Origin of the sequence: Piscinibacter sp. XHJ-5, assembly GCF_029855045.1 — a bacterium.
GTDB lineage: Bacteria > Pseudomonadota > Gammaproteobacteria > Burkholderiales > Burkholderiaceae_C > Albitalea.
Genome location: NZ_CP123228.1, coordinates 666,805 through 687,431 on the forward strand (window position 1 = coordinate 666,805; position 20,627 = coordinate 687,431).

Sequence of the window (20,627 nt, forward strand, 5' to 3'; positions counted from 1 at the left end):
CGACTCAAGCGACCCGCGCCAGGTGCGGCACCGGCCGCTGGGCCGGCACGTCGCTGCTCGCGCCGGTGGCGTTGACCTTGCGCAGGAAGGCCTCGAACATCATCAGGCTCCACAGCGGCTGGCTGTAGTCGCGCCGACCGGCGAGATGGTCGTCGACCAGGCGTTGCAGGTAGCTGCGGTCGAAGAAGCCGGTGCGCATCAGCTCGCCGTTCATCACCGCGTCGCGCACCCGGTCGCGCAGCGGCCCGCGGAACCAGCGCGCCAGCGGCACCGCGAAGCCCATCTTGGGGCGGTACATGATGTTGTGCGGAAGGTGCGGCTCCATCGCCTTCTTGAGCACCCACTTGCCTTCGTTGCCGCGCACCTTGAGGTCGCGCGGCAGGGTGGCCAGCCATTCGACCAGCGGGTGGTCCATCAGCGGCTCGCGCACCTCGAGTGCGTGCGCCATGCTGGCGCGGTCGACCTTGGTGTTGATGTCGCCCACGAGGTAGGTCTGCAGGTCGATGTACTGGATGAGGGCCAGCGGGTCGTCGGTGCCGGCGCGCTCGGCGTGGCGGTGGAAGACCTCGCTTGCGTTGTAACCCGCCAGGCGACGCTTGAACTCCGGCGAGTACAGCGCATCGCGCATGTCGTTGCGGAACACGGAGATGCTGTGGAAGTACGCCTCCACCGAGGTTCGCGCGAGCGCCTGGAACGTGGACTTGGCGCGCAGGAAGCGCGGTGCGCGGTCGAGCTTGGGATAGAGCCGGCCCAGGGTGCCGAACAGCGGGCGGCGCACGCCCAGCGGCAGCACCGAGCGCAGCCGCTCCTCGTGCAGGTGGAACAGGTAGCGCCGGTAGCCGCCCATGTTCTCGTCGCCGGCGTCGCCGGACAGCGCCACCGTCACGTGGCGGCGCGCGAGCTGGCACACGCGGTAGGTCGGGATCGCCGAGCTGTCGGCGTACGGCTCGTCGTACAGCGCAGCCAGCGTGTCGATGAGGTCGAAATCGTCGGTCTCGACACGATCGACGAAGTGCCGCGTGCCGTAGCGGTCGGCCACCTGCTGCGCGAAGCGCGTCTCGTCATAGGCCGGGTCGTCGAAGGAGATCGAGCAGGTGTTGACCGGCTCCGCCGACTGCTGGGCCATCATCGCCACGACGGCGCTCGAGTCCACGCCGCCGGACAGGAAGGCGCCCAGCGGCACCTCGGAGATCATGCGCAGGCGCACGCTCTCCTTGATGCGCTCGACCAGCTCGGCCTGGGCGTCCTCGGCCGAGACGAGGTTGTCGCCGGTGAAGCGCACGTCCCAGTACTGGCGCGGCTGCGGAGCCGCCTGGCCGCGGCGCAGGCACAGCGTATGGCCGGGCGCCAGCTTGAGCGCCGAGGTGTAGATGGTGCGCGGCTCGGGCACGTAGCCCAGCGCGAAGTAGTCCTCCACCGCGCGCGGATCGAGCTCGCGCCGCAGCCCGCCGTGCGCCAGCAATGCCTTCAGCTCCGAGCCGAAGAGCCACGTGCCGTCGGGCAGCTCGGCGTAGTACAGGGGCTTCACGCCCAGGCGGTCACGGGCGAGGAACAGTGTCTGCTGGCGCTCGTCCCACAGCGCGAAGGCGAACATGCCGCGCAGCCGATCGACGCAAGACTCGCCCCACTGCTCCCATGCATGCACGATCACCTCGGTGTCGCTGCGCGTGCGGAACACGTGGCCCAGTGCCGTGAGCTCGGGGATCAGCTCGCGGTAGTTGTAGATCTCGCCATTGAACACGATGACCACCGAGTGGTCCTCGTTGAAGAGTGGCTGCTGGCCGGTCTTCAGGTCGATGATCGACAGACGCTTGTGCCCGAGCGCGACGCCGGGCGCCAGGTGGGTGCCCGTCTCGTCGGGTCCGCGGTGGTGCTGCGATTCGTTCATGCGCAGCAGCACGTTGCGATCGAAGTGGCGCGTGCCGCGCGAGTCCCAGAGTCCGACGATGCCGCACATGTGAGCGTTTCCTAGGTGAAGCGGTGCTGCAACGCACCGCGGGCTGCGGCCTGGGCCAGCAGCCGGTCATACAGGTCGCCATAGGCGGCGACCATGCCGTCCAGGCTGAAGCGACGTTCGACGTCATGACGGGCGCGCCGGCCGCGCTGTCGGGCCGCATCCGGATCGCGCCAGTCGTCGAGCAGGGCCCGTGCCATGGCATCGACGTCCTGCGGCGGCACGAGCCGGCCGGTGGCGCCGTCCTGGAGCAGCTCGACGTTGCCGCCGACGCTGGTCGCGACGATCGGCAGGCCGCTGGCCATCGCTTCGAGGATGGTGTTGGAAATGCCCTCGGCGAGCGAGGGCAGCGCAAAGGCGTCGAGCCCCCGCATGATGTCGGGCACGTCGCTGCGGTCGCCGGCCAGCCAGGCGAGCTCGCCCACGCCGGCGTCCGCCAGCACACGCTCGACTTCGCTGCGCAGCGGTCCGCTGCCGGCCAGCACCAGCCGCAGGTGGGCCTTGGCCTGCGGCGCCCATTCGAGGGCGCGCACGAAGGCGCGCGCCAGCAGCACCTGGTCCTTGATGGGACTCAGCCGCCCGACCGTGCCGATCAGCCACAGCGTGCTGCCGGCGAAAGGGATGCCGGCGATCGGCGGCCGGGCGCCGCTGGCCGGACGGAAACGCTGCGTGTCGACCCCGTTGTAGAGCTGCACCACCCGCTCGGGGGCGACGCCGATGTTGTCGAGCAGATAGCGCTGGAGCTGCTGCGACAGCGCGACGTACTGGTGGACGAAGGGCCGATAGACGCGGCGGGTGATCCGGAACTTGACGCTGCGCCCGTCGGGGTCGCCGATGTCCCAGCCGTGCTCGCCGTGGATGCGGACCGGCACCCCGGCCCAGGCCGCCGGCGCCGCCATTTCCAGTGCACCGAGGTTGCGCGTGTGCACGACCGCCGGCTGCAGGCCGCGCAGCACGCCGCGCATGCGCGGAAAGGTCCACAGGCCCTGGCCGGGCGGCTTGTTCAGCGCGACGAACTGCACGTCGTCGCGCTCGATGCGGCGGCGGAACTCGGTGATCTCGGTCAGCGCCACGATCGCATGGCGGAACCGGTCGCTCGGCAGGCGGTTGATCAGGTTGACGACGCCGTTTTCCAGCCCGCCGGTGTCGAAGCGGTGCAGGACGTGGGCAATCAGCGGGCGCGGGTCGGGCTTCACGGCGTTCATCCGAGGTGTCGCGCGAGCATCGGCCCGACGGCGTTGACCACGCCGCGCGGCAAGCGGCGCCAGGTCTCGATGGCCTTCTGGTACCGGGGGTTGGACGGGTTGTTCTGCGGCACCGAATCGCGCTTGAACAGCTGGTACTCGTAGTGCAGCGGTGCCGGCTCGAAACCCCAGTTCTTCTTGAAGTCGAAGGAGCCGGTGTCGCGCTTGGAGCGGCCGTAGTCGAAGACGCGCAGCTTGCGCTCGCAGGCGCGGCGCATGAGCTCCCAGTACTTGAAGTCGTTGGCGGCGAGCTCGCGCGCGTCGGTCAGGTCGCCGGCGTAGTAGGGCAGGACCTCGTCGCGGAAGTAGAACGACAGCACGCCCGACACCGCCTTGCCCTGCGGGCTCAGCACGGTCAGCACTTCGCAATCGGCGCCGAACACACGGTCGAGCGCCTGGAAGTAGCGCCTGGACTGCGGCGGCGTGCCGTGGCGGTGCTGGTTGTCGGCGTAGAGCTCGAAGAAGCGGTCGGTGCCGCGGTCGATCTCGCTGCGCAGCTCGCGCTGGATGCCCTTGCGCACCATCGCGCGCTGCTTGCGCGGAATGGCCAGCATGTTGGCCTCGACGTCGGGCAGCAGCTCCTTGCGGAACGTGACGTACAGCTCCGTTCGCGGCCAGCTCGGTTCGGCGGACGCCACGTTGCGCAGCTCGAGATGCTCGACGCCCAGCTCGCGGGCGAGCTCCACGGCCGCGCGATGCAACTCGCGGGTGGCGTCAGGCTCGCTGGCGGCCACGCCGCCATAGACGGCGAAGGGCAGCGACACCAGCGAGTGGCCGAACAGCAGGCTCTTCAGCTGCACCAGCGGCAGCACGCCGACGATCTGCTCGCCGCGCTCGGCCAACAGGTAGTGCGTGCGGTGGCGGAACACGTCTTCGTAGATCTCGCGCCAGCCGATGCGATGGAAGAAGCTTGCCTGCGCGCAGGTGAAGACGAAGCGGTCCCAGCGATCGCTGTCGGATTCGCGAAAGGGGCGCACGCTCAACGCGGCGGCGGCACCCGCGGTGTGGAGGTCGGCGAGGTTCACGTTAGGGCCAGTGCAAAGACCTCGTCGACGCGCCCCCAGTGGAAGTCGCGCAGCAGCTGCGCGAGTCGCGATTCGGTCTTGTCGAGGTTGACGTAGTGGCGAAAGCGCGTCTTCAGCGGGGTGCCCGGCACGCGCGGCTGCTGGGGATCGATCTCCCACGGATGGAAGTAGAAGATCGCCGGACGGAGGTCGACCCGGTTGACCCGACGGATGGCCCAGCGGCTCAGGGCGTAGGGCGCGAGGCGGAAGTAGCCACCCCCGCCGGCGGGCAGGTTGCGGCCGAGCACCCGGGTCGTGGTCACAGGGATCTCGGTCAGGCCGGGACGCGGCTGGTACGGAAAGCGCGGCGCGTCCGGCATGCCGTAGTGGTCGTGCTGCACCGGGTAGACGCTGGAGCTGTAGCGGTACCCCGCCTCGAGCAGGACGTCGAAGGCCCAGGGATTGCTGTAGCCGATCGAGAAGCTCGGTGCGCGATAGCCTTGCACACGCCGCCCGCCCAGGTCCTCGAGGAGTCCCTTGGCGCGATGCACGTCCTGCATGAACTCGTCGCGGCTCTGCTCGCTGGCGCGCAGGTGGCCGTATCCGTGGCTCGCCAGCTCGTGGCCGGCCGCGACGATGCGTTTGACCAGGTGTGGATAGCGCTCGGCGACCCAGCCCAGCGTGAAGAAGGTGGCGCGCGCGTGGTGCCGTGCGAACAGCTCCAGCAGGCGCTCGACGTTGCGTTCCACGCGGCATTCGCGCTGGTCCCAGGACGAGCGATCGATCAGCGGCGCCAGCGCCGAGACCTGGAAGTAGTCCTCGACGTCGACCGTCAGCGCGTTCATGAGCGTCAACGGACGCTGCGGCGCGTTCATGCCGCCACCTCGCTGCGCAGCGCCGGCATGCGCAGTGCAAGCCAGTCGGCCAGGTGCGCCGCGATGCGGCCTGCGGCGCGCCCGTCCCACAGCTCGGGTGCCCGGCCGCGCTTGCCGCCGCTGACGAGGATGTCATCGACCAGGGTGAGCACCACGCCCGCATCGCGCGGCACCAGGGTGTTGGTGCCTTGCTCGATGGTGATCGGGCGCTCGGTGTTGGGTCGCATCGTCAGGCAAGGCACGCCGAGCGAAGTGGTTTCCTCCTGCACGCCGCCGGAATCGGTGATGACCAGGCGGGCACGGCTCAGCAGTCCCACCATCTCGAGGTAGCCCTGCGGCGGCAGGCAGGCGATGCGGGCGCCCGCCAGGCGTGGGGCGAGGTCCAGGCGGTCGATGTTGGCCTTGGTGCGCGGATGCATCGGCCACACCAGCGGCAACCGCTCGCCGACGCGTCGCAGGATGTCCAGCAGCTCGGCCAGGTTCGCCGGATCGTCGACGTTGGACGGCCGGTGCAGCGTGAGCACGCCGAAGCCGGGTGCGCCGTCCAGCCAGTCGGCGCCGACGCCCTCGCGCGCCAGCGTGGTTTCCGGTGGCACGGCCTTCTTCAGCGCGGCGTGCAGCGAATCGATCATGAGGTTGCCGACGAAGTGCGCCCGCTCCGGCGCGATGCCTTCGCGGGCCAGGTTGTCGTGCGCGCTGCGCTCGGTCGTGTAGAGCAGGTCGGCGATCTGGTCGGTGACCAGCCGGTTGATCTCCTCGGGCATGCCGCGGTCGAAGCTGCGCAGCCCCGCCTCGACGTGCACGACGGGCACGTGCAGCTTGGCGGCGACGAGCGTGCAGGCCATGGTGGAGTTGACGTCGCCGACGACGATGACGCACGAAGGCTTGTGCTGCAGCATCACCGGCTCGAAGCGCTTCATCACCTCGGCGGTCTGCACGGCGTGCGAGCCCGAGCCGACCTCGAGGTTGACGTCGGGCGCGGGCAGCTCGAGGTCGGCGAACAGGCGATCGTTCAGCGCGAAGTCGTAGTGCTGGCCGGTGTGCACCAGCACCGCGCGCGGCAGGCGCGGCTCGGCCCGGATGGCGCGCAGCAGCGGCGCCATCTTCATGTAGTTGGGTCGCGCACCGACCACGCAGATCAGCGGTCCGGCGTCGAGGGCGACGTTCATGCTCAAGCTTCGTCCTTGCTCTGGCGGGCCGTCGTGGCCGCGCAATGCTTCAAAACAGATGGTCCAGGCCTGCGAACACGGCGGCCTCGCGTCCCTCGGTGGCGACGTTGGAGTCGAGCTCGCGGTAGCGTGCGCCGCCGAACACGCTGGTCTTGGGCGCGGCCTGCACGGTGAGCTGCAGGCGCGCCGTGCGCTGGACGGAGCGGTCGATGCCCTGCAGCGCGCGCACCTTGCTCCACTCGGCCGAGGCGTTCAGGCTGGCGATCGGGCTCAGGCGGTGACTTAGCGACACCGAGGCGCCGTGCTGGTTGTTGTTGCCCAGCGGCGTGCCGGTCGCCAGCGAGCCCCCTTCGGGCGCGTCTTCGGTGCGTGTCTGGAAGGCGCCGAGCGACAAGGTGTTGCGCATGCCGATCAGCACCACGCTGGCGGTGCGCTGCGTGACGATGCTCAGGCGTTGCGCGTAGACGTTGACCGGGCGCAGCGTGCCCGCGGGCAATCCCTGGCGGGTGATCAGGTCCTGGACGATGCGCGCGCGCTCGACCGGATCGGGAAAGCGCGTCGTGAAGGCTGCATCGAGCAGCGCCGCCACGTTGCTGGTGACCGGCAGGTCGAACAGCGCCTGCGGCGTGGTGTCGAGCGTACGCGAGACCAGGACATTCCAGGCCACCTGCGGCATGCGGTGATCGAAGCTGAGGCGCCACGAATTGCCGAAGAAGCGCTTCTCCTCGAAGGCCGACAGCGTGGTGCGCGGCGAAGGCTGCCAGCGCGCCTGCACGCCGTAGATGTTGCGCTCGTTGTCCACCGCGACCAGGCTGGTGCGCTCGCGGCCGACACGCACGCCGGCGGTGAGGTCGGGGCCGAAGGCGTAGTCGATGCTTGCCCGGGCGAGATCCTGCCGCAGCGGCTCCTGGACGCCGTCGCGGTAGCGCGTCTCGTTGCGCTCGGCCTCCAGCCGCCAGCCGAACGGATGCGGGTCATGCTCGAAGAGGAACGAGTGGCGGCCGAAATAGCCTTCGGCTTCGGAGCTGGCCGCCTGGGTCGAGCCGCTCTGCCGGGTCCAGCTGTTGTCGCTGCGCAGCCGGTAGCGCGTCTCGGCGCTGATCGCCGACTCGATGCTCGGTGAGAAGCGCACCACCCCGGTGGTCAGCGTGTTGCGGGTGGTGCCCGACTCGGGGCGGGGACCGAAGGGGTTCTCGCTGGTCTGGATGGCGCGCACGCCGGCATCGAGGAAGAAGAACCGCTCGATCGCCTCGAGGCGCGCGTTGAGATCGGCCTCGGGCAGCAGTCGGCTCGGTTGCGTGTCGCGGGCGGTGGTGACGCCGTTCAGCGCCGCCGTGCCGCTCAGGCGCAAGCGGGCGCCCTCGGCGCGGATGGCGATGTGCGGACGCACCTCGAGCAGGAGGTCGTCGCGGCCGCCACCGGCCACGCCGAGCTCGGGATTGCTGCTGAAGGTGAGCTGCGAGCGCAGGCCGGTCTCGAGGTTCCACTTCTGCGCCATCGCCGGGCTCGGCATCGCGCCCAGCCCGCCGACGACGGCCGCCGCGGCCGTCGCGAGCGCATGGCGCGCGAGCCGGCGCTCGGCCGGCGGCGTGCCGCGGCCGGCGCCCGACGCGCCGCCCTCAGGCGTCGACCGGGCCGTAATAGCCATAGTAGAAGCCGACCTCGGAGCGGCTCGCCTTGTTCAGGAGCGGCATCACGACCGGGCACGACTCCAGGGTGGCCATCGCCTGCATGACAGATTTCTGGGGCGTGCGCTCGGCTTCGACGACCACGATGACCTGCCCCATGTGACTGGCCAGCACGCGCGACTCGGTGGAGGGCAGCAGCGGCGGTGCATCGAAGATCAGGATGCGGTCGGCGTAACGGCTGGCCATCTCGTCCAGCAGGCGAACCATGCTGTTGCTTGCCAGCAGCTCGGTCGCCTGCCCGCGCGGAGCGCCGGCAGGCAGCAGGCTGAGCCGCTCGATGTTGGTGCGCAGCATCACGTCGGACAGCGCGACCGACGGATCGGCCAGCACGTCGAGCAGGCCGCGGGCCGGCGTGACGCCCAGGCGCGGCAGCACGGCGGGGCGGGACACGTCGGCGTCGATCAGCAGCACGTGCTTGTCCATCTCCATCGCCATGCTGATGGCGAGGTTGACGGTCACGAAGGTCTTGCCTTCGCCCGGCATCGAGCTGGTCACCATGATGAGGTTGGCCCGCTCCACCGGAGCGGCCGAGCGGCCGGCGACGTTCATCAGCAGCGGGCGCTTGATGACGCGGAATTCGTCGGCGATCTGCGCCCGCGGGGTTTCTGGCGTCAGGTAGCCCATGGCGCCGAGGCGCGTGAGGTCGATCTGCACCTGCTTGGAGTGCGCACCGCCGGCGGCGCGGGCGGCCGGACGGATCTCGTGCACCGCGGGCGGCAGCCGATCCAGCGCACCCGGCGTGGTGACGCGGGCGTCCTCGAGCCGGCGCGCCGCGAGCGCCTGAACGGTGTCGTCCGGACGCTTCAAGCCGGCGGCGGCGACGGCGCGATCGGGCACCTCGATGCCGCTGCGACGAAGTTCCTCCAGTCGACGTGCCGCTTGTTCAATGATGCCCACAGATGCCCCTCAAGCCCGAACGTTCAGCGAGACCCACACGATCCAGATGCCGCCGATCATGATCAGCCCGCCCAGCGCCGTGCCGAAGGCGTAGAGCTCCTTGCGGGCGCGTCGCAGCATGCCATCGTTCATCAGCATCGAGACGCTGCCGAGCACCGGCCTCTGTGTCGCATTGCGCAGCAGGCGCGAGTTGTCGAACGTGGGCACCAGCTGCACCATGACGAAGGTGGCTGCCACGCCGGCCGCCAGCGCGGCCAGGAGCACCAGCGGAGCCAGGGCCATGCGGTTCGGGAAGACCGGCTGCGGCGCCGTGCGCGGCGGGTCGATCACCCGGAACTGGGCCGATCGCGTGGCATCCACGTCCTCGGACAGCGACGCCTTCTCGCGGCGCGACACCATGGTCTCGTAGGTGCGGCGAATCACGTCGTAGTCGCGGTTCAGCTGCGCGAGCTCGGCCTCGACCTGCGGCACGCGGCTGGCCGAGGCGCGCAGCTGGCTCAGCCGGGACTGCATGTCCGACGCGCGCACGCGCAGCGCGGCGACGTTGGCTTCCGACTCGGCGAGCGCGAGCTTGACCTGCTGCAGCACGGGATTCACCGCGGTGGGGGCGGTGCGCGGCTTGCTGGCTGCGGCACGCTGGCGCGCTTCGAGCTCCTGCTGGCGCTGCTCTTCGAGGCGGGCGATCAGCCGCTTGGTCGCGACGACGTCGGGGTGCAGTTCGGTGTAGCGGCGCAGCAGGTCGTCCAGCTGCTTGCGCTGGCTGTCGAGGCGGGCGTCGTATTCCGATACCTGCGCGACGGTGGTCGAGGAGACATCGGGCAGCAGCGAGGCGGTCTCGCCGCTGAGCTCGCGCTTGAGGGCGTCGCGCGACTGCTCGGCGGCCCGCAGCTCGACCGTGAGCTTGCCCATCTCGTCGGTGAGCGCGGACATGCGCGCGAAGTAGTCCTTGCCGCCCGAATCGGCAACGCCGAGGTTGCGCAGCTTGAAGTCCTTCAGGCGGTTCTCGGCCTCGGCCAGCCGGGCTTCGTAGTTCTTGATCTGGTCGTCGATGAAGCCGCGCGCCTGCTCGGCGTCGCGGCGCTTCGCGCCGGTGTCGGACTCGAGGAACAAGGACACCAGGTTCTGCACCACGACGCGGGCGCGCTCCGGGTTGGTGTCGCGATAGCTGAAGTTGAAGACGTTGTCGCGCCCGCCGCCGGCCACCTTGATCTCGCGCATCAGCGACTCGATCATGCGGTCGCGCGCCATCGGCGCCATGCCCTCGGTCTCGAGGTTGGACTTGCGCATCAGCAGCTCGACATTGGGCCGCGTGATGAGCGTGCGTGCCAGCAGTCCGACGGTCTGGTCGATGTCGGGCTCGACCGCGAGGTCGCGCATCAGCGGGCGCAGCACGGTCTTGGTGTCGACATAGACACGGGCACTGGCCTCGTAGCGGTTCGCGATCAGCATCAGCCCGACCGCGCCCGCGATGCCGACGACCCACGCGGCGAGCACGCCGATCCAGCGGCGTCGCCACATGGCGCGCGCGATCTCGAGAACTTGTTGGATCAGCTGATCCATGGGGACTCCACTTCCTTGTCGACGGTCGGGCCTGCGCGCGAAGGCGTCAGAACCAACCCTGCGGGACGATCAGCACGTCGCCGGGGCGGACGTCGACGTTGGCGGAGATGTCGCCACGCTTGAGCAGGTCCTTCAGGCGAACGCTGTACTGCTTGCCGCCTTCCTTGCCCCGCACCAGCACGGCGGCGTTGCCGTCGGCGAAGTCGGTCAGGCCGCCGACCTGGATCATCACGTCCAGCAGCGTCATGCCCTGGCGGTACGGGATGGCCTGCGGGCGCGTCGCTTCGCCGATGATGCGGATCTGCTCGCTCGCCGCGCCCTGGAAGGTGTTGACCACCACCGACACGACCGGGTCGCGGATGTACTTGGTCATCGCGCTCTGCAACGCCGTCGAGAGCTCCTGCGGCGTGAGCCCCGCGGCCTGCATGTCGGAGACCAGCGCCGTCGAGATCTTGCCGTCGGGGCGTACCGGAACCGTGGTGGACAGTTCGGGGTTGCGCCAGACGATGATGTTGACCGAGTCGAGCGGACCGATCTTGTAGCTGTAGTCGGTGGTGGCCGCCTCGATGGGTGCGGGCGGATAGCGGTTCATGGCGCAGCCGGCCATGACGACCATGGCCGTCAGGGCCGCGAGAAAACGAAGAGCCCGGTTGGCGGAATGGGAAATCGCATGCGCTGCCATTGAATTCCTCCCGTCTGAAGAGATCACTGATGTTGACGACGCCATCTCACCCTTGCGTTCCTGCCTTGACGGGTGGGCTCGATGAACACGATGTGCAGCGGCGTTGGGGCGCGACCGAAGGGCGGACTCACACCCCGGCACATTGGCCTGTTCGTTGCAAGCGCGAAGCATACGCGCGAAAAACGACAAGGTAACGACCCTGAACAAGGGGGGTGCCGTCGCTGTGTGATGTCGCACGCTGGACGTGGCGGGAACGCCATCTGCCGTCCCTTCATGCGGTGCAGACATGCGGGGTTTCCCGCGCGGGCGTCGCGATACAGTCGCCCGTCATGATCCATCACCCCACATTCCGCCGGCGCATCAGGCACGCGGCAGCCGCAGCGCTCGCCGGCCTGGCGTTCGCCACGCCCGGCATGACCGGCGCGACGGCCGCCAAGCCCGTCAAGCCGCCGGCCAAGGCCGTCCGCAAGGCGCCGCCGGCGCCGCCCGAAGCCACATCCGAGCAATTGGAGGCGGCGCAGCTCGTGTACCTGGGCCGCTATGTCTGCGAGTTCGGCCAGGCCATCGAGGTCGAGGCGAACTCCCGGCATCAGGGGTACGTCGACGTGCGCCACGGCAAGGCCGTCTACCTGATGAAGCCGGTGCTCTCGTCCACCGGCGCAGTGCGGCTCGAGGACATGAAGGGCGACACCCTGATGGTCCAGATCGCCAGCAAGTCCATGCTGATGAACGTCAAGGCTGGACGCCGCCTGGTCGACGACTGCGTGAGCGCGCGTCAGCGCGAACTGAACGAGGCCGCCGCGCGCGCCCAGGCGGCCGATGCCGCCGCGAGCGCAGCGTCCGCGCCCGCCGCCGCGGCGTCGGAGGCGCCCGTCGCAGCCTCGGAGCCGGCGCCGAGCCGCTGAGTCGCCTCTCCCGGCGTCGCCTCAGCGGGTCCAGGGCGCGACGGCTTCGGCGGCCAGCCCGTAGCGGCGCACCGCGTCGGCCAGCACCGGCCGTTCGCAGACACCGTCGCGCACGAGCGCCTGCAACGCCGCCAGCACGACGTGGTGGCGGTCCACCTCGAAGAAGCGGCGCAGCGCGGTGCGCGTGTCGCTGCGGCCGAAGCCGTCGGTGCCAAGGGTCATGAAGCGCGCATCGACGTACTCGGCGATCTGCTGGGGCCACGCCCGCACGTAGTCGGTGGCGGCGACCACCGGCGCTGCGCCAGCCAGCAGGCGCTCGACGTGGCTGACCCGGTCGATCGAGCCCGAGCGCAGGCGGTTTTCGCGCTCCACCTCGCGGGCATCGCGGGCCAGCTCGCTGAAGCTGGTCACGCTGAACACCTCGCTGGCGACGCCCCAGTCGGCCTGGAGCAGTTCGCCGGCCGCGATGACCTCGCGCAGGATGGTGCCGCTGCCGAGCAGTCGCACCCGGCCGCGCGGCGCGGCGACATCGTGGGAAGCGATGCGGTACATGCCGCGCAGCAGGTCGGCGTGCTGCTCGGCGGCGAGCGAGGGATGCTCGTAGCTCTCGTTCATCAGCGTGAGGTAGTGGAACTCGTCCCGACCTTCCTCCAGCATGCGGCGCATCGCGTGGTCCAGGATCACCGCCACCTCGGCCGCGAAGCAGGGGTCCCACGAGCGGCAGTTCGGCAGCGCGGTCGCCATCACGAGGCTTTGCCCGTCCTGGTGCTGCAGGCCCTCGCCGCCGAGCGTCGTTCGTCCGGCGGTGGCGCCGAACAGGATGCCGCGAACCCGCTGGTCGGCCGCGGCCCACAGCAGGTCGCCCACGCGCTGGAAGCCGAACATCGAGTAGTAGATATAGATGGGCAGCATCGGCAGGCCGTGGACGCTGTACGACGTGCCGGCGGCGATCCACGAGGCGGTGGCGCCGGCCTCGGTGATGCCTTCCTCGAGCAGTTGGCCGTCGCGCGCTTCGCGGTATGACAGCATGGAGCCGGCATCCTCCGGCTCGTAGAGCTGGCCGTGCGGCGAATAGATGCCGATCTGGCGGAACAGGCTCGCCATGCCGAAGGTGCGTGCCTCGTCGGCCACGATGGGGACGATGCGCGGCCCGAGCGTGGCGTCCTTCAGCAGCGCGCTCAGCATGCGCACCGCGGCCATCGTGGTCGACATCTCCTTGCCTTCGGCCTGGAGCGCGAAGCCGCCCCACGTCGCGAGAGGCGGCACCGGCAGCGCCGGTGCGTCGCCGCGGCGCGCAGGCAGCGGCCCGCCGAGGGCGGCGCGGCGTTCCTGCAGGTAGCGCATCTCCAGGCTGTCGGGCTCGGGCTTGTAGAAGCGAAGCTGCGCCAGATCGTCGTCCGACAGCGGCAGCGAGAAGCGGTTGCGGAACGCCTTCAGCGCGTCGACGTCGAGCTTCTTGGCCTGATGCGACGTCATGCGCGACTCGCCCGCGCCGCCCATGCCATAGCCCTTCTTCGTCTTCGCCAGGATGACGGTGGGGCGGCCCTGGTGCGCACGGGCGGCGGCGAAGGCCGCGTGCAGCTTGCGGAAGTCGTGGCCGCCGCGCTTGAGCGCATCGACCTCGCTCTCGCTCATGTGCGTGACCAGGCGCTGCACCTGCGGGTCCTGGCGGAAGAAGTGCTCGATGTTGTAGGCGCCATCCTTGGCGCCGAGCGTCTGGTACTGGCCGTCGACCGTGGCGGCGAGCCGGCGCAGCAGCACGTGGCTGCGATCGCGCGCGAAAAGCGCGTCCCAGTCGGAGCCCCAGAGCACCTTGATGACGTTCCAGCCGGCGCCGGTGAACAGCGACTCGAGCTCCTGCACGATCTGCCCATTTCCGCGCACCGGGCCATCGAGGCGCTGCAGGTTGCAGTTGATGACGAAGGTGAGGTTGTCCAGCTGCTCCCGGGCGGCCAGCGTGAGGCCGGCGATCGATTCCGGCTCGTCCATCTCGCCGTCACCGAACACGCCCCACACGTGCCGGTGCGCGGTCTTCAGCAGTCCGCGATGCTCCATGTATCGCATGAAGCGCGCCTGGTACACGGCGTTGAGCGGCCCCAGCCCCATCGAGCCGGTGGGAAACTGCCAGAAGTCGGGCATCAGCCAGGGGTGCGGATACGAGCTGAGCCCGGGCCCGCTGAGCTCCTGGCGGTAGTGCGCGAGCTGCTGCTCGTCGAGCCGGCCCTCCAGGAAGGCGCGTGAATACACGCCGGGCGCCGAATGCGGCTGGAAGAAGACGAGATCGGCATTGCGCGGCGCCTCGTCGGACGACGCGTCGCCGCGGAAGAAGTGGTTGAAGCCGACTTCGAAGATCTCCGCGGCGGAAGCGTAGCTGGCGATGTGGCCCCCCAGCTCGCCATAGGCCAGGTTGGCCCGCACCACCATCGCCAGCGCGTTCCACCGCATGATGGCCGTGAGTCGCTCCTCGACGTTCAGGTCGCCCGGATACGGGCCCTGCTGCTCGACCGGGATCGTGTTGCGATAGGCCGAGTACGGCTGCACGTGCGGCACGATGCCCAGCCCCTGCGCCTGCTCCTCGAGCCGCTCCAGCAGGAACAGGCCGCGGGCGGCGCCGCCTTCGCGCACCGCGGCCTGGAGTGCGTCGAGCCACTCCTGGGTTTCCCCCGGGTCGCTGTCGCGCGCGGCGGCGACGAGCTGGTCGAGCAAGGTGACGGGTTCGCGTCCGGCCATGTCGGGCTCTCCTTGGATACTGCGTCAACGCCGACTGTAGACCGGCAGCGTCATGCGGGCAGCGGAGCCGTCATCGGCACCTGCCTGAGCACGCAACGTTTGCGGATCCTGCGCACGCCAGGCAGGCAGGGACCGCGCCGTACAATCCCAAAGTTTTGCCGGTGGCGTTGGGCCCCGGCGTCAAAGAGGACGTCCCAAGTGTTCATTTCCGAAGCCTTCGCCCAGACCGCGCCGGCCGCCGCGGGCGCCGCTGATTCGCCGTTCGGCAGCATCGGGGGCATGCTGCCGATCCTGTTGATGTTCGTCGTCCTTTACTTCGTGATGATCCGCCCTCAGATGAAGCGGCAGAAGGAGCACAAGGCGATGATCGACGCGCTGGCCAAAGGCGACGAAGTCGTCATTGCCGGGGGTGTCCTCGGGAAGGTCTCGAAGATGGGCGAGAGCTATCTCCACGTCGAGGTCGCCCCAGGCGTCGAGCTTCAGGTGCAGCGCGCCTCCGTGATCCAGGTGCTTCCCAAGGGCACCATCAAGTAACCGACGAGCGTTGGGCGGACGGTCGCCAGCGCATCGCGCGGCGGCCCGCTGCGCAGGAAAGGCGTCATGAACCGCTACCCCTTCTGGAAATACGCGATCCTCGCGGTCGCACTGCTGATCGGCCTGATCTACACGCTGCCCAATTTCTTCGGGGAGGCGCCCGCCGTCCAGGTGAGCAGCGGCAAGGCGACGCTCAAGCTCGACAGCGGCATGGCCGCACGCGTGCAGCAGATCCTCGCGCAGGGCGCACTGCAGCCCGACCTCGTGCAGTTCGACGGCAATTCGGTGAAGGCGCGCTTCGCCGATGTCGAGACGCAGGGCAGGGCGAAGGACGCGCTGAACAAGGCGCTCAATCCCGATCCCAACGACCCGAGCTACATCGTGGCGTTGAATCTGCTGTCCCAGTCGCCGCGCTGGCTCACCTCGCTGCATGCGCTGCCGATGTATCTCGGACTGGACCTGCGCGGCGGCGTGCACTTCCTGATGCAGGTCGACATGAAGGCCGCGCTGACCAAGAAGGCCGAGGCGCTCACAGGCGACATCCGCACGCTGCTGCGCGACAAGAACCTGCGCCACGCCGGCATCACGCGCGACGGCAACAACGTCGAGATCCGGTTTCGCGACCGCGAGACGCTGACAGCCGCCCAGAACCTGCTCGCCGACCAGCTTCCCGACCTCCAGTGGAGCGCCGCCGCGGCAGACGGCAGCGACTTCAAGCTCGGCGGCGTGCTCAAGCCCGAGGCGGCGCGTCGCGTGCAGGAGACGGCCGTCAAGCAGAACATCACCACCCTGCACAACCGCGTCAACGAGCTCGGCGTGGCCGAGCCGGTGATCCAGCAGCAGGGGCTCGACCGGGTCGTCGTCCAGCTGCCCGGGGTGCAGGACACGGCCAAGGCCAAGGACATCATCGGGCGCACCGCGACGCTCGAGGTGCGCCTGGTCGACGACAGCACCGAAGCCGCCGCGGCGGCCGCCGGCACCGGACCGGTGCCGTTCGGCACGGAGCGCTACGTCGAGCGAGGCGGCGCGCCGCTGGTGGTCAAGCGTCAGGTCATCCTGACCGGCGAGAACCTCACCGACGCGCAGGCAGGATTCGACAACCAGACGCAGGAGCCCGCGGTGCACCTGACGCTGGACGCGAAGGGCGCCCGCATCTTCCGGGACGTGACGCGCGAGAACGTGGGCAAGCGGATGGCCATCCTGCTGTTCGAGAAGGGCAAGGGCGAGGTCGTCACCGCGCCGGTGATCCGCTCCGAGATCGGCGGCGGCCGGGTGCAGATTTCCGGGCGCATGACGACCACCGAAGCCAACGACACCGCGCTGCTGCTGCGCGCCGGTTCGCTGGCCGCGCCGATGGAAATCATCGAGGAGCGCACCATCGGTCCGAGCCTGGGCGCCGACAACATCAAGAAGGGCTACGACAGCGTGCTGTACGGCTTCATCGCCATCGCGGCATTCATGTGCGCGTACTACCTGCTGTTCGGCGTGTTCTCGACGCTCGCGCTGGCGCTGAACCTGCTCCTGCTGGTGGCCGTGCTGTCCATGCTGCAGGCGACCCTCACCTTGCCCGGCATCGCGGCCATCGCGCTGGTGCTCGGCATGGCCATCGACGCCAACGTGCTGATCAACGAGCGCATCCGGGAGGAACTGCGTGGCGGCGCGTCGCCGCAGGCGGCGATCCACGCCGGCTACGAGCGCGCCTTCGCGACCATCCTCGACTCCAACGTCACCACGCTGATCGCCGGCCTGGCGCTGCTGGCCTTCGGATCCGGTCCGATCCGCGGCTTCGCGATCGTGCACTGCCTGGGCATCCTCACGTCGATGTTCTCGGCGGTGCTGTTCTCGCGGGGCCTGGTGAACCTCTGGTACGGGCGCCAGAAGAAGCTCAAGGGCGTGTCCATCGGCCAGGTGTGGCGCCCCCAGGCCGACGTGCCGGCCAAGAGCTGAGCCCGGCGGCGACCGCTTACCGATCGAAAGACGCAGATGGAATTCTTCCGGATCAGGCGCGACATCCCGTTCATGCGGCACGCGCTGGTGTTCAACATCATCTCGCTCGTGACCTTCCTCGCGGCGGTGTTCTTCCTCGCCACGCGCGGGCTGCACTTCTCGGTGGAGTTCACCGGCGGCACGCTGGTCGAGATGAACTATCCGCAGGCGGTCGACATCGGCAAGGTGCGCGCCACCGTCGAGGCGCTGAAATTCGGCGACGTGCAGGTGCAGAACTTCGGCAGCCCGCGCGATGTCCTCATCCGGGTGCCCGTGCGCGGCGACGTCACCCAGGACGTCGTGGTGGCGCGCGTGTTCGGCGAGCTCTGCACGGCAGAGCGCGGGACCGTGGCGACGCGGCAGGTCACCACCGAGAAGGGCGAGTCCGTGAGCCGCCGCGTCTGCGCTACCGCCGACGGCGCGGAGCCGGTGAAGCTGCAGCGCAGCGAGTTCGTGGGCCCGCAGGTGGGCAAGGAGCTTGCCGAAGACGGCGCCAAGGCGCTTGCCTTCGTCGTGGCCGGCATCATGATCTACCTGGCGTTTCGCTTCGAGTGGAAGTTCTCGGTGGCGGCGATCATCGCCAACCTGCACGACGTCATCATCATCCTGGGCTTCTTCGCCTTCTTCCAGTGGGAGTTCTCGCTGTCCGTGCTGGCGGCGGTGCTGGCGGTGCTGGGGTACTCGGTCAACGAGTCGGTCGTCATCTTCGACCGGATCCGCGAGGCCTTCCGCCGCTACCGGAAGATGAACACCCATGAGGTGATCGACCACGCGATCACCAGCACGATGAGCCGCACGATCATCACCCACGGCTGCACGCAGATGATGGTGCTGTCGATGCTGCTGTTCGGGGGGCCCACGCTGCACCATTTCGCCGTCGCGCTGACGATCGGCATTCTGTTCGGCATCTATTCGTCGGTGTTCGTGGCCGCCGCCATCGCCATGTGGCTAGGCGTCAAGCGCGAGGACCTCGTCAAGGCGGGCGGGAAGGAAATCGATCCGGACGATCCGAACGCCGGGGCGGTGGTGTAGAGTTCAAACCACCTCATCCCCGCGAGCACTTACTCCAGACCCATGGCGACCACCGCCAACTCGATGGCACTGGCCGCACAGGCGCGGCGAAGCTACGTCGAGGGATTGCTGAACGGGCTTCCGAGCGTCGTGCAGGCGGTCGATCAGGGCGCGCGCATCCTGCTCAGCCAGGTGTCCGATCCGGCGACCAACATGCGCCGGCGCGACACCGTCGACGATCTGCAGAAGTTCCAGGGGCTCTGGCTGCATGCGGCAGTGGGGGCGCTGCGCGGCGTCCTGCAAAGCGGCGGCACGTCGGCGGTCAAGCCGGCCGACCTTCCACCCGCAGGCAGCCGCCTCGGCGCGAGCTCCACTGGCGGACTGAGTCTGGTCGACAACGAGACCATCGAGAGCGAGATCCTGAGCTCGCGCCTGGCGCTCGCCATGATGGACCGCGCATCGTGGGAGTTCACCGACATGCGCTCGCGCATGACGATGCTGGAAGGCCGGGACGAGCTCGAGACCAACGATATCCTGCGTCCGCACGTGCTCGCGCGCATCGTGGCCAATGCCTGGCGCGCCGCGGGTCTCGGCAACGATGCCTGGCGCACGCTCCAGACGGTGCTGCACGACGAATTCGCGCACTTCGCCGAAGAGGCGTATCACGAGATCAACCGCTGGCTGATCGAGCAGCGGGTGCTGCCCGAAGTCGACCTCCGGCCCTTCATCCGCCGCTCCCGCAACGCCGCCTGGTCGGCGTCGGCGGGCGCCACGACAGCAGCCTTCGTGCACTCGGGCCCGACGTCCCCGTCGACGGAGCCGGGCCGCACCGGTGTGCATGAGGAAACCCGCCTCATGACCCGGGCCGCCGGTCTGGCGCGCGGTGGCGATCACGCCGAAGCAGTGCTGGGGCGACTCAACAAGCTCATCGGCCGGCAACTGCCCGAATTCGCCAGCACGCAGCAGTCGCGTCCGCCATCGCAAGCTTTGCGCACCGCCATCACCGATGCGCAGCAAGGCATCGCCAAGCGGTTGGCCAGCGCCACCGTACCGGGCCGGCTGGCTGGGGCGCAGGTCAGCACGCCGATGCTGCTGGAGGAGCTGCATCAACGCAAGCAGCAGCTCAAGCAGGCCGCCGCCACCCCGGTGGAGAGGGCGACCATCGAGATCGTCGCCCTCCTGTTCCAGAGCATCCTGACCGAGGAGCGCATCCCGGCCACGGTGCGGGTCTGGTTCGCCCGGCTGCAGATGCCGGTGCTGCGGGTGGCGATCAGCGAACCCGACTTCTTCGCCACGACGGATCACCCGGCGCGCCGCCTCATCGACCGCATGGGTGCTTGCGTGATGGGCTTCGATGCGACGATGCGCCACGCGGGCGACGTGGTCGAAAAGGAGATCAAGCGCGTGGTGCAGGTCGTCGAGGCCTACCCCGATACCGGCCGCCGCGTCTTCCAGACCGTGCTCACCGAGTTCGAGAAGTTTCTCGAGCACTACTTCAAGAACGAGAACGAGGCGTCGCGCAAGGGCGTGTCGCTGGCGCAGCAGGTGGAGCAGCGCGAGACGCTGGCCATCCAGTACACGATCGAGCTGCGCAAGATGCTGAACGAAGTACCGGTGCAAGAGGGAGTGCGCGAATTCCTCTTCCACGTCTGGGCCGACGTGCTGGCGATGACCGCGGTGAAATCGGAGCCCCAGAGTGAGGAAACCAAGACCATGAAGCGGGCGGCCGCCGATCTGATCTGGTCGGCCAGCGCAAAGGTGTCGCGCGAGGAGCGCGCCGAAGTCATCCGCCGCCTGCCGCCCCTGCTGAAGACCCTTCGCGACGGCATGCAGAATGCCGGCGTACCGGCGCACAAGCAGGATGAGCACATCCAGAAGCTCAACAATTCGCTGGCCGCGGCCTTCACCGCGAAGGCTGCCGCGATTCCGCACGACCGGCTGGAAGACCTGATGGCCCGGCTCGAAACGCTCGAGGAGCTGCTGCCGGACGCCGAAGACGTCGAGATCGACGAATCGCTGGTGCTCGACCTGTCCGGCCACGAGAGCTCCGAGCTCGAGGTCGTCGGGGAGGGCGGCTCGATGCCGACCCCGGCCATGCTGTCTTGGGCGCGCGAGCTCCAGGTCGGAAGCTGGTTCATGCTCGATTTCCGCGGTCGCAACGAAGCCGTGCAGCTGGCGTGGCAGGGACTGCGCAAGCAGCTGACGCTGTTCGTGTCGCCGCAAGGCCGAGGCATCCTGTTCCAGCAGAACCGCCTCGCGGCTTTCTTGCAGGCCGGTCTGCTGGTGCCGGCCCAGGACGAGTCGCTGACGGTGCGCGCGACCCGCAGTGCGCTGGCCAAGCTGGACGTCGATCCGGGGCGGCTGCTGAACTGATTCACCGGCGCAAAA

The 20,627-nt window shown here is 69.1% G+C and carries 15 protein-coding genes; 5 read left to right on the top strand and 10 right to left on the bottom strand.

All coding sequences use genetic code 11. The annotated features are described in order from the left end of the window. Window positions 1-4 precede the first annotated feature (4 nt). From P7V53_RS03170 to P7V53_RS03210, 9 genes are read right to left on the bottom strand one after another with little or no spacing between them, the layout of a single operon-like run. Entirely contained in the window at window positions 5-1,957 is a 1,953-nt protein-coding gene (locus tag P7V53_RS03170) for an XrtA/PEP-CTERM system amidotransferase (RefSeq protein WP_280154027.1), read from the bottom strand. Between the two features lie 11 nt (window positions 1,958-1,968). Next, the gene (locus P7V53_RS03175; protein ID WP_280154028.1) at window positions 1,969-3,159 is read right to left on the bottom strand and encodes a TIGR03088 family PEP-CTERM/XrtA system glycosyltransferase; all 1,191 of its coding nucleotides are present in this window, start codon (window positions 3,157-3,159) and stop codon (window positions 1,969-1,971) included. Further along, window positions 3,156-4,181, bottom strand: a complete 1,026-nt coding sequence (locus P7V53_RS03180; protein ID WP_280156420.1) for a FemAB family XrtA/PEP-CTERM system-associated protein — start codon at window positions 4,179-4,181, stop codon at window positions 3,156-3,158. The genes P7V53_RS03175 and P7V53_RS03180 overlap by 4 nt, the downstream gene beginning before the upstream one ends. A 38-nt stretch (window positions 4,182-4,219) precedes the next feature. Then, on the bottom strand, window positions 4,220-5,077 hold the full coding sequence (locus P7V53_RS03185) for an XrtA system polysaccharide deacetylase (protein WP_280154029.1): 858 nt from the start codon (window positions 5,075-5,077) through the stop codon (window positions 4,220-4,222). Next, window positions 5,074-6,246: a UDP-N-acetylglucosamine 2-epimerase (non-hydrolyzing) gene (gene wecB / locus P7V53_RS03190; protein WP_280154030.1), complete on the bottom strand. Its 1,173-nt coding sequence runs from the start codon at window positions 6,244-6,246 to the stop codon at window positions 5,074-5,076. Before wecB ends, P7V53_RS03185 begins: the two co-directional genes overlap by 4 nt. 49 nt (window positions 6,247-6,295) lie before the next feature. Next, window positions 6,296-7,894, bottom strand: a complete 1,599-nt coding sequence (locus P7V53_RS03195; protein ID WP_280154031.1) for a TIGR03016 family PEP-CTERM system-associated outer membrane protein — start codon at window positions 7,892-7,894, stop codon at window positions 6,296-6,298. Then, window positions 7,866-8,831 (bottom strand): XrtA-associated tyrosine autokinase, encoded by a 966-nt coding sequence (locus tag P7V53_RS03200; RefSeq protein WP_280154032.1) that lies wholly within the window; start codon window positions 8,829-8,831, stop codon window positions 7,866-7,868. Before P7V53_RS03200 ends, P7V53_RS03195 begins: the two co-directional genes overlap by 29 nt. 9 nt (window positions 8,832-8,840) lie before the next feature. Then, window positions 8,841-10,391 carry an XrtA system polysaccharide chain length determinant gene (locus P7V53_RS03205; RefSeq protein ID WP_280154033.1) on the bottom strand — a complete coding sequence of 517 codons (1,551 nt, stop codon included), beginning with the start codon at window positions 10,389-10,391 and terminating at the stop codon, window positions 8,841-8,843. Window positions 10,392-10,437: 46 nt separating this feature from the next. Further along, window positions 10,438-10,998, bottom strand: a complete 561-nt coding sequence (locus P7V53_RS03210; RefSeq protein ID WP_280154034.1) for an XrtA/PEP-CTERM system exopolysaccharide export protein — start codon at window positions 10,996-10,998, stop codon at window positions 10,438-10,440. A 404-nt stretch (window positions 10,999-11,402) separates the two neighbouring features. Between P7V53_RS03210 and P7V53_RS03215 the strand changes: the two genes are divergently transcribed. Beyond that, on the top strand, window positions 11,403-11,978 hold the full coding sequence (locus P7V53_RS03215; protein ID WP_280154035.1) for a hypothetical protein: 576 nt from the start codon (window positions 11,403-11,405) through the stop codon (window positions 11,976-11,978). Window positions 11,979-11,999: 21 nt separating this feature from the next. Here the strand turns inward: P7V53_RS03215 and mdeB are convergent, their stop codons facing one another. Then, the gene (mdeB, locus tag P7V53_RS03220) at window positions 12,000-14,708 is read right to left on the bottom strand and encodes an alpha-ketoglutarate dehydrogenase (RefSeq protein WP_280154036.1); all 2,709 of its coding nucleotides are present in this window, start codon (window positions 14,706-14,708) and stop codon (window positions 12,000-12,002) included. Between the two features lie 198 nt (window positions 14,709-14,906). Between mdeB and yajC the strand changes: the two genes are divergently transcribed. The 4 genes from yajC to P7V53_RS03240 all read left to right on the top strand — a co-directional run bounded on the left by yajC (window position 14,907) and on the right by P7V53_RS03240 (window position 20,612). Further along, window positions 14,907-15,242 (top strand): preprotein translocase subunit YajC, encoded by a 336-nt coding sequence (gene yajC, locus P7V53_RS03225; RefSeq protein WP_280154037.1) that lies wholly within the window; start codon window positions 14,907-14,909, stop codon window positions 15,240-15,242. 66 nt (window positions 15,243-15,308) lie between these two features. Beyond that, window positions 15,309-17,189 carry a protein translocase subunit SecD gene (gene secD, locus P7V53_RS03230; RefSeq protein WP_280154038.1) on the top strand — a complete coding sequence of 627 codons (1,881 nt, stop codon included), beginning with the start codon at window positions 15,309-15,311 and terminating at the stop codon, window positions 17,187-17,189. Window positions 17,190-17,225: 36 nt separating this feature from the next. Then, window positions 17,226-18,260: a protein translocase subunit SecF gene (secF, locus tag P7V53_RS03235; RefSeq protein WP_280154039.1), complete on the top strand. Its 1,035-nt coding sequence runs from the start codon at window positions 17,226-17,228 to the stop codon at window positions 18,258-18,260. Window positions 18,261-18,302: 42 nt separating this feature from the next. Beyond that, complete coding sequence (locus P7V53_RS03240) at window positions 18,303-20,612, top strand: DUF1631 family protein (protein ID WP_280154040.1); 2,310 nt, start codon at window positions 18,303-18,305, stop codon at window positions 20,610-20,612. Window positions 20,613-20,627: the final 15 nt, after the last annotated feature.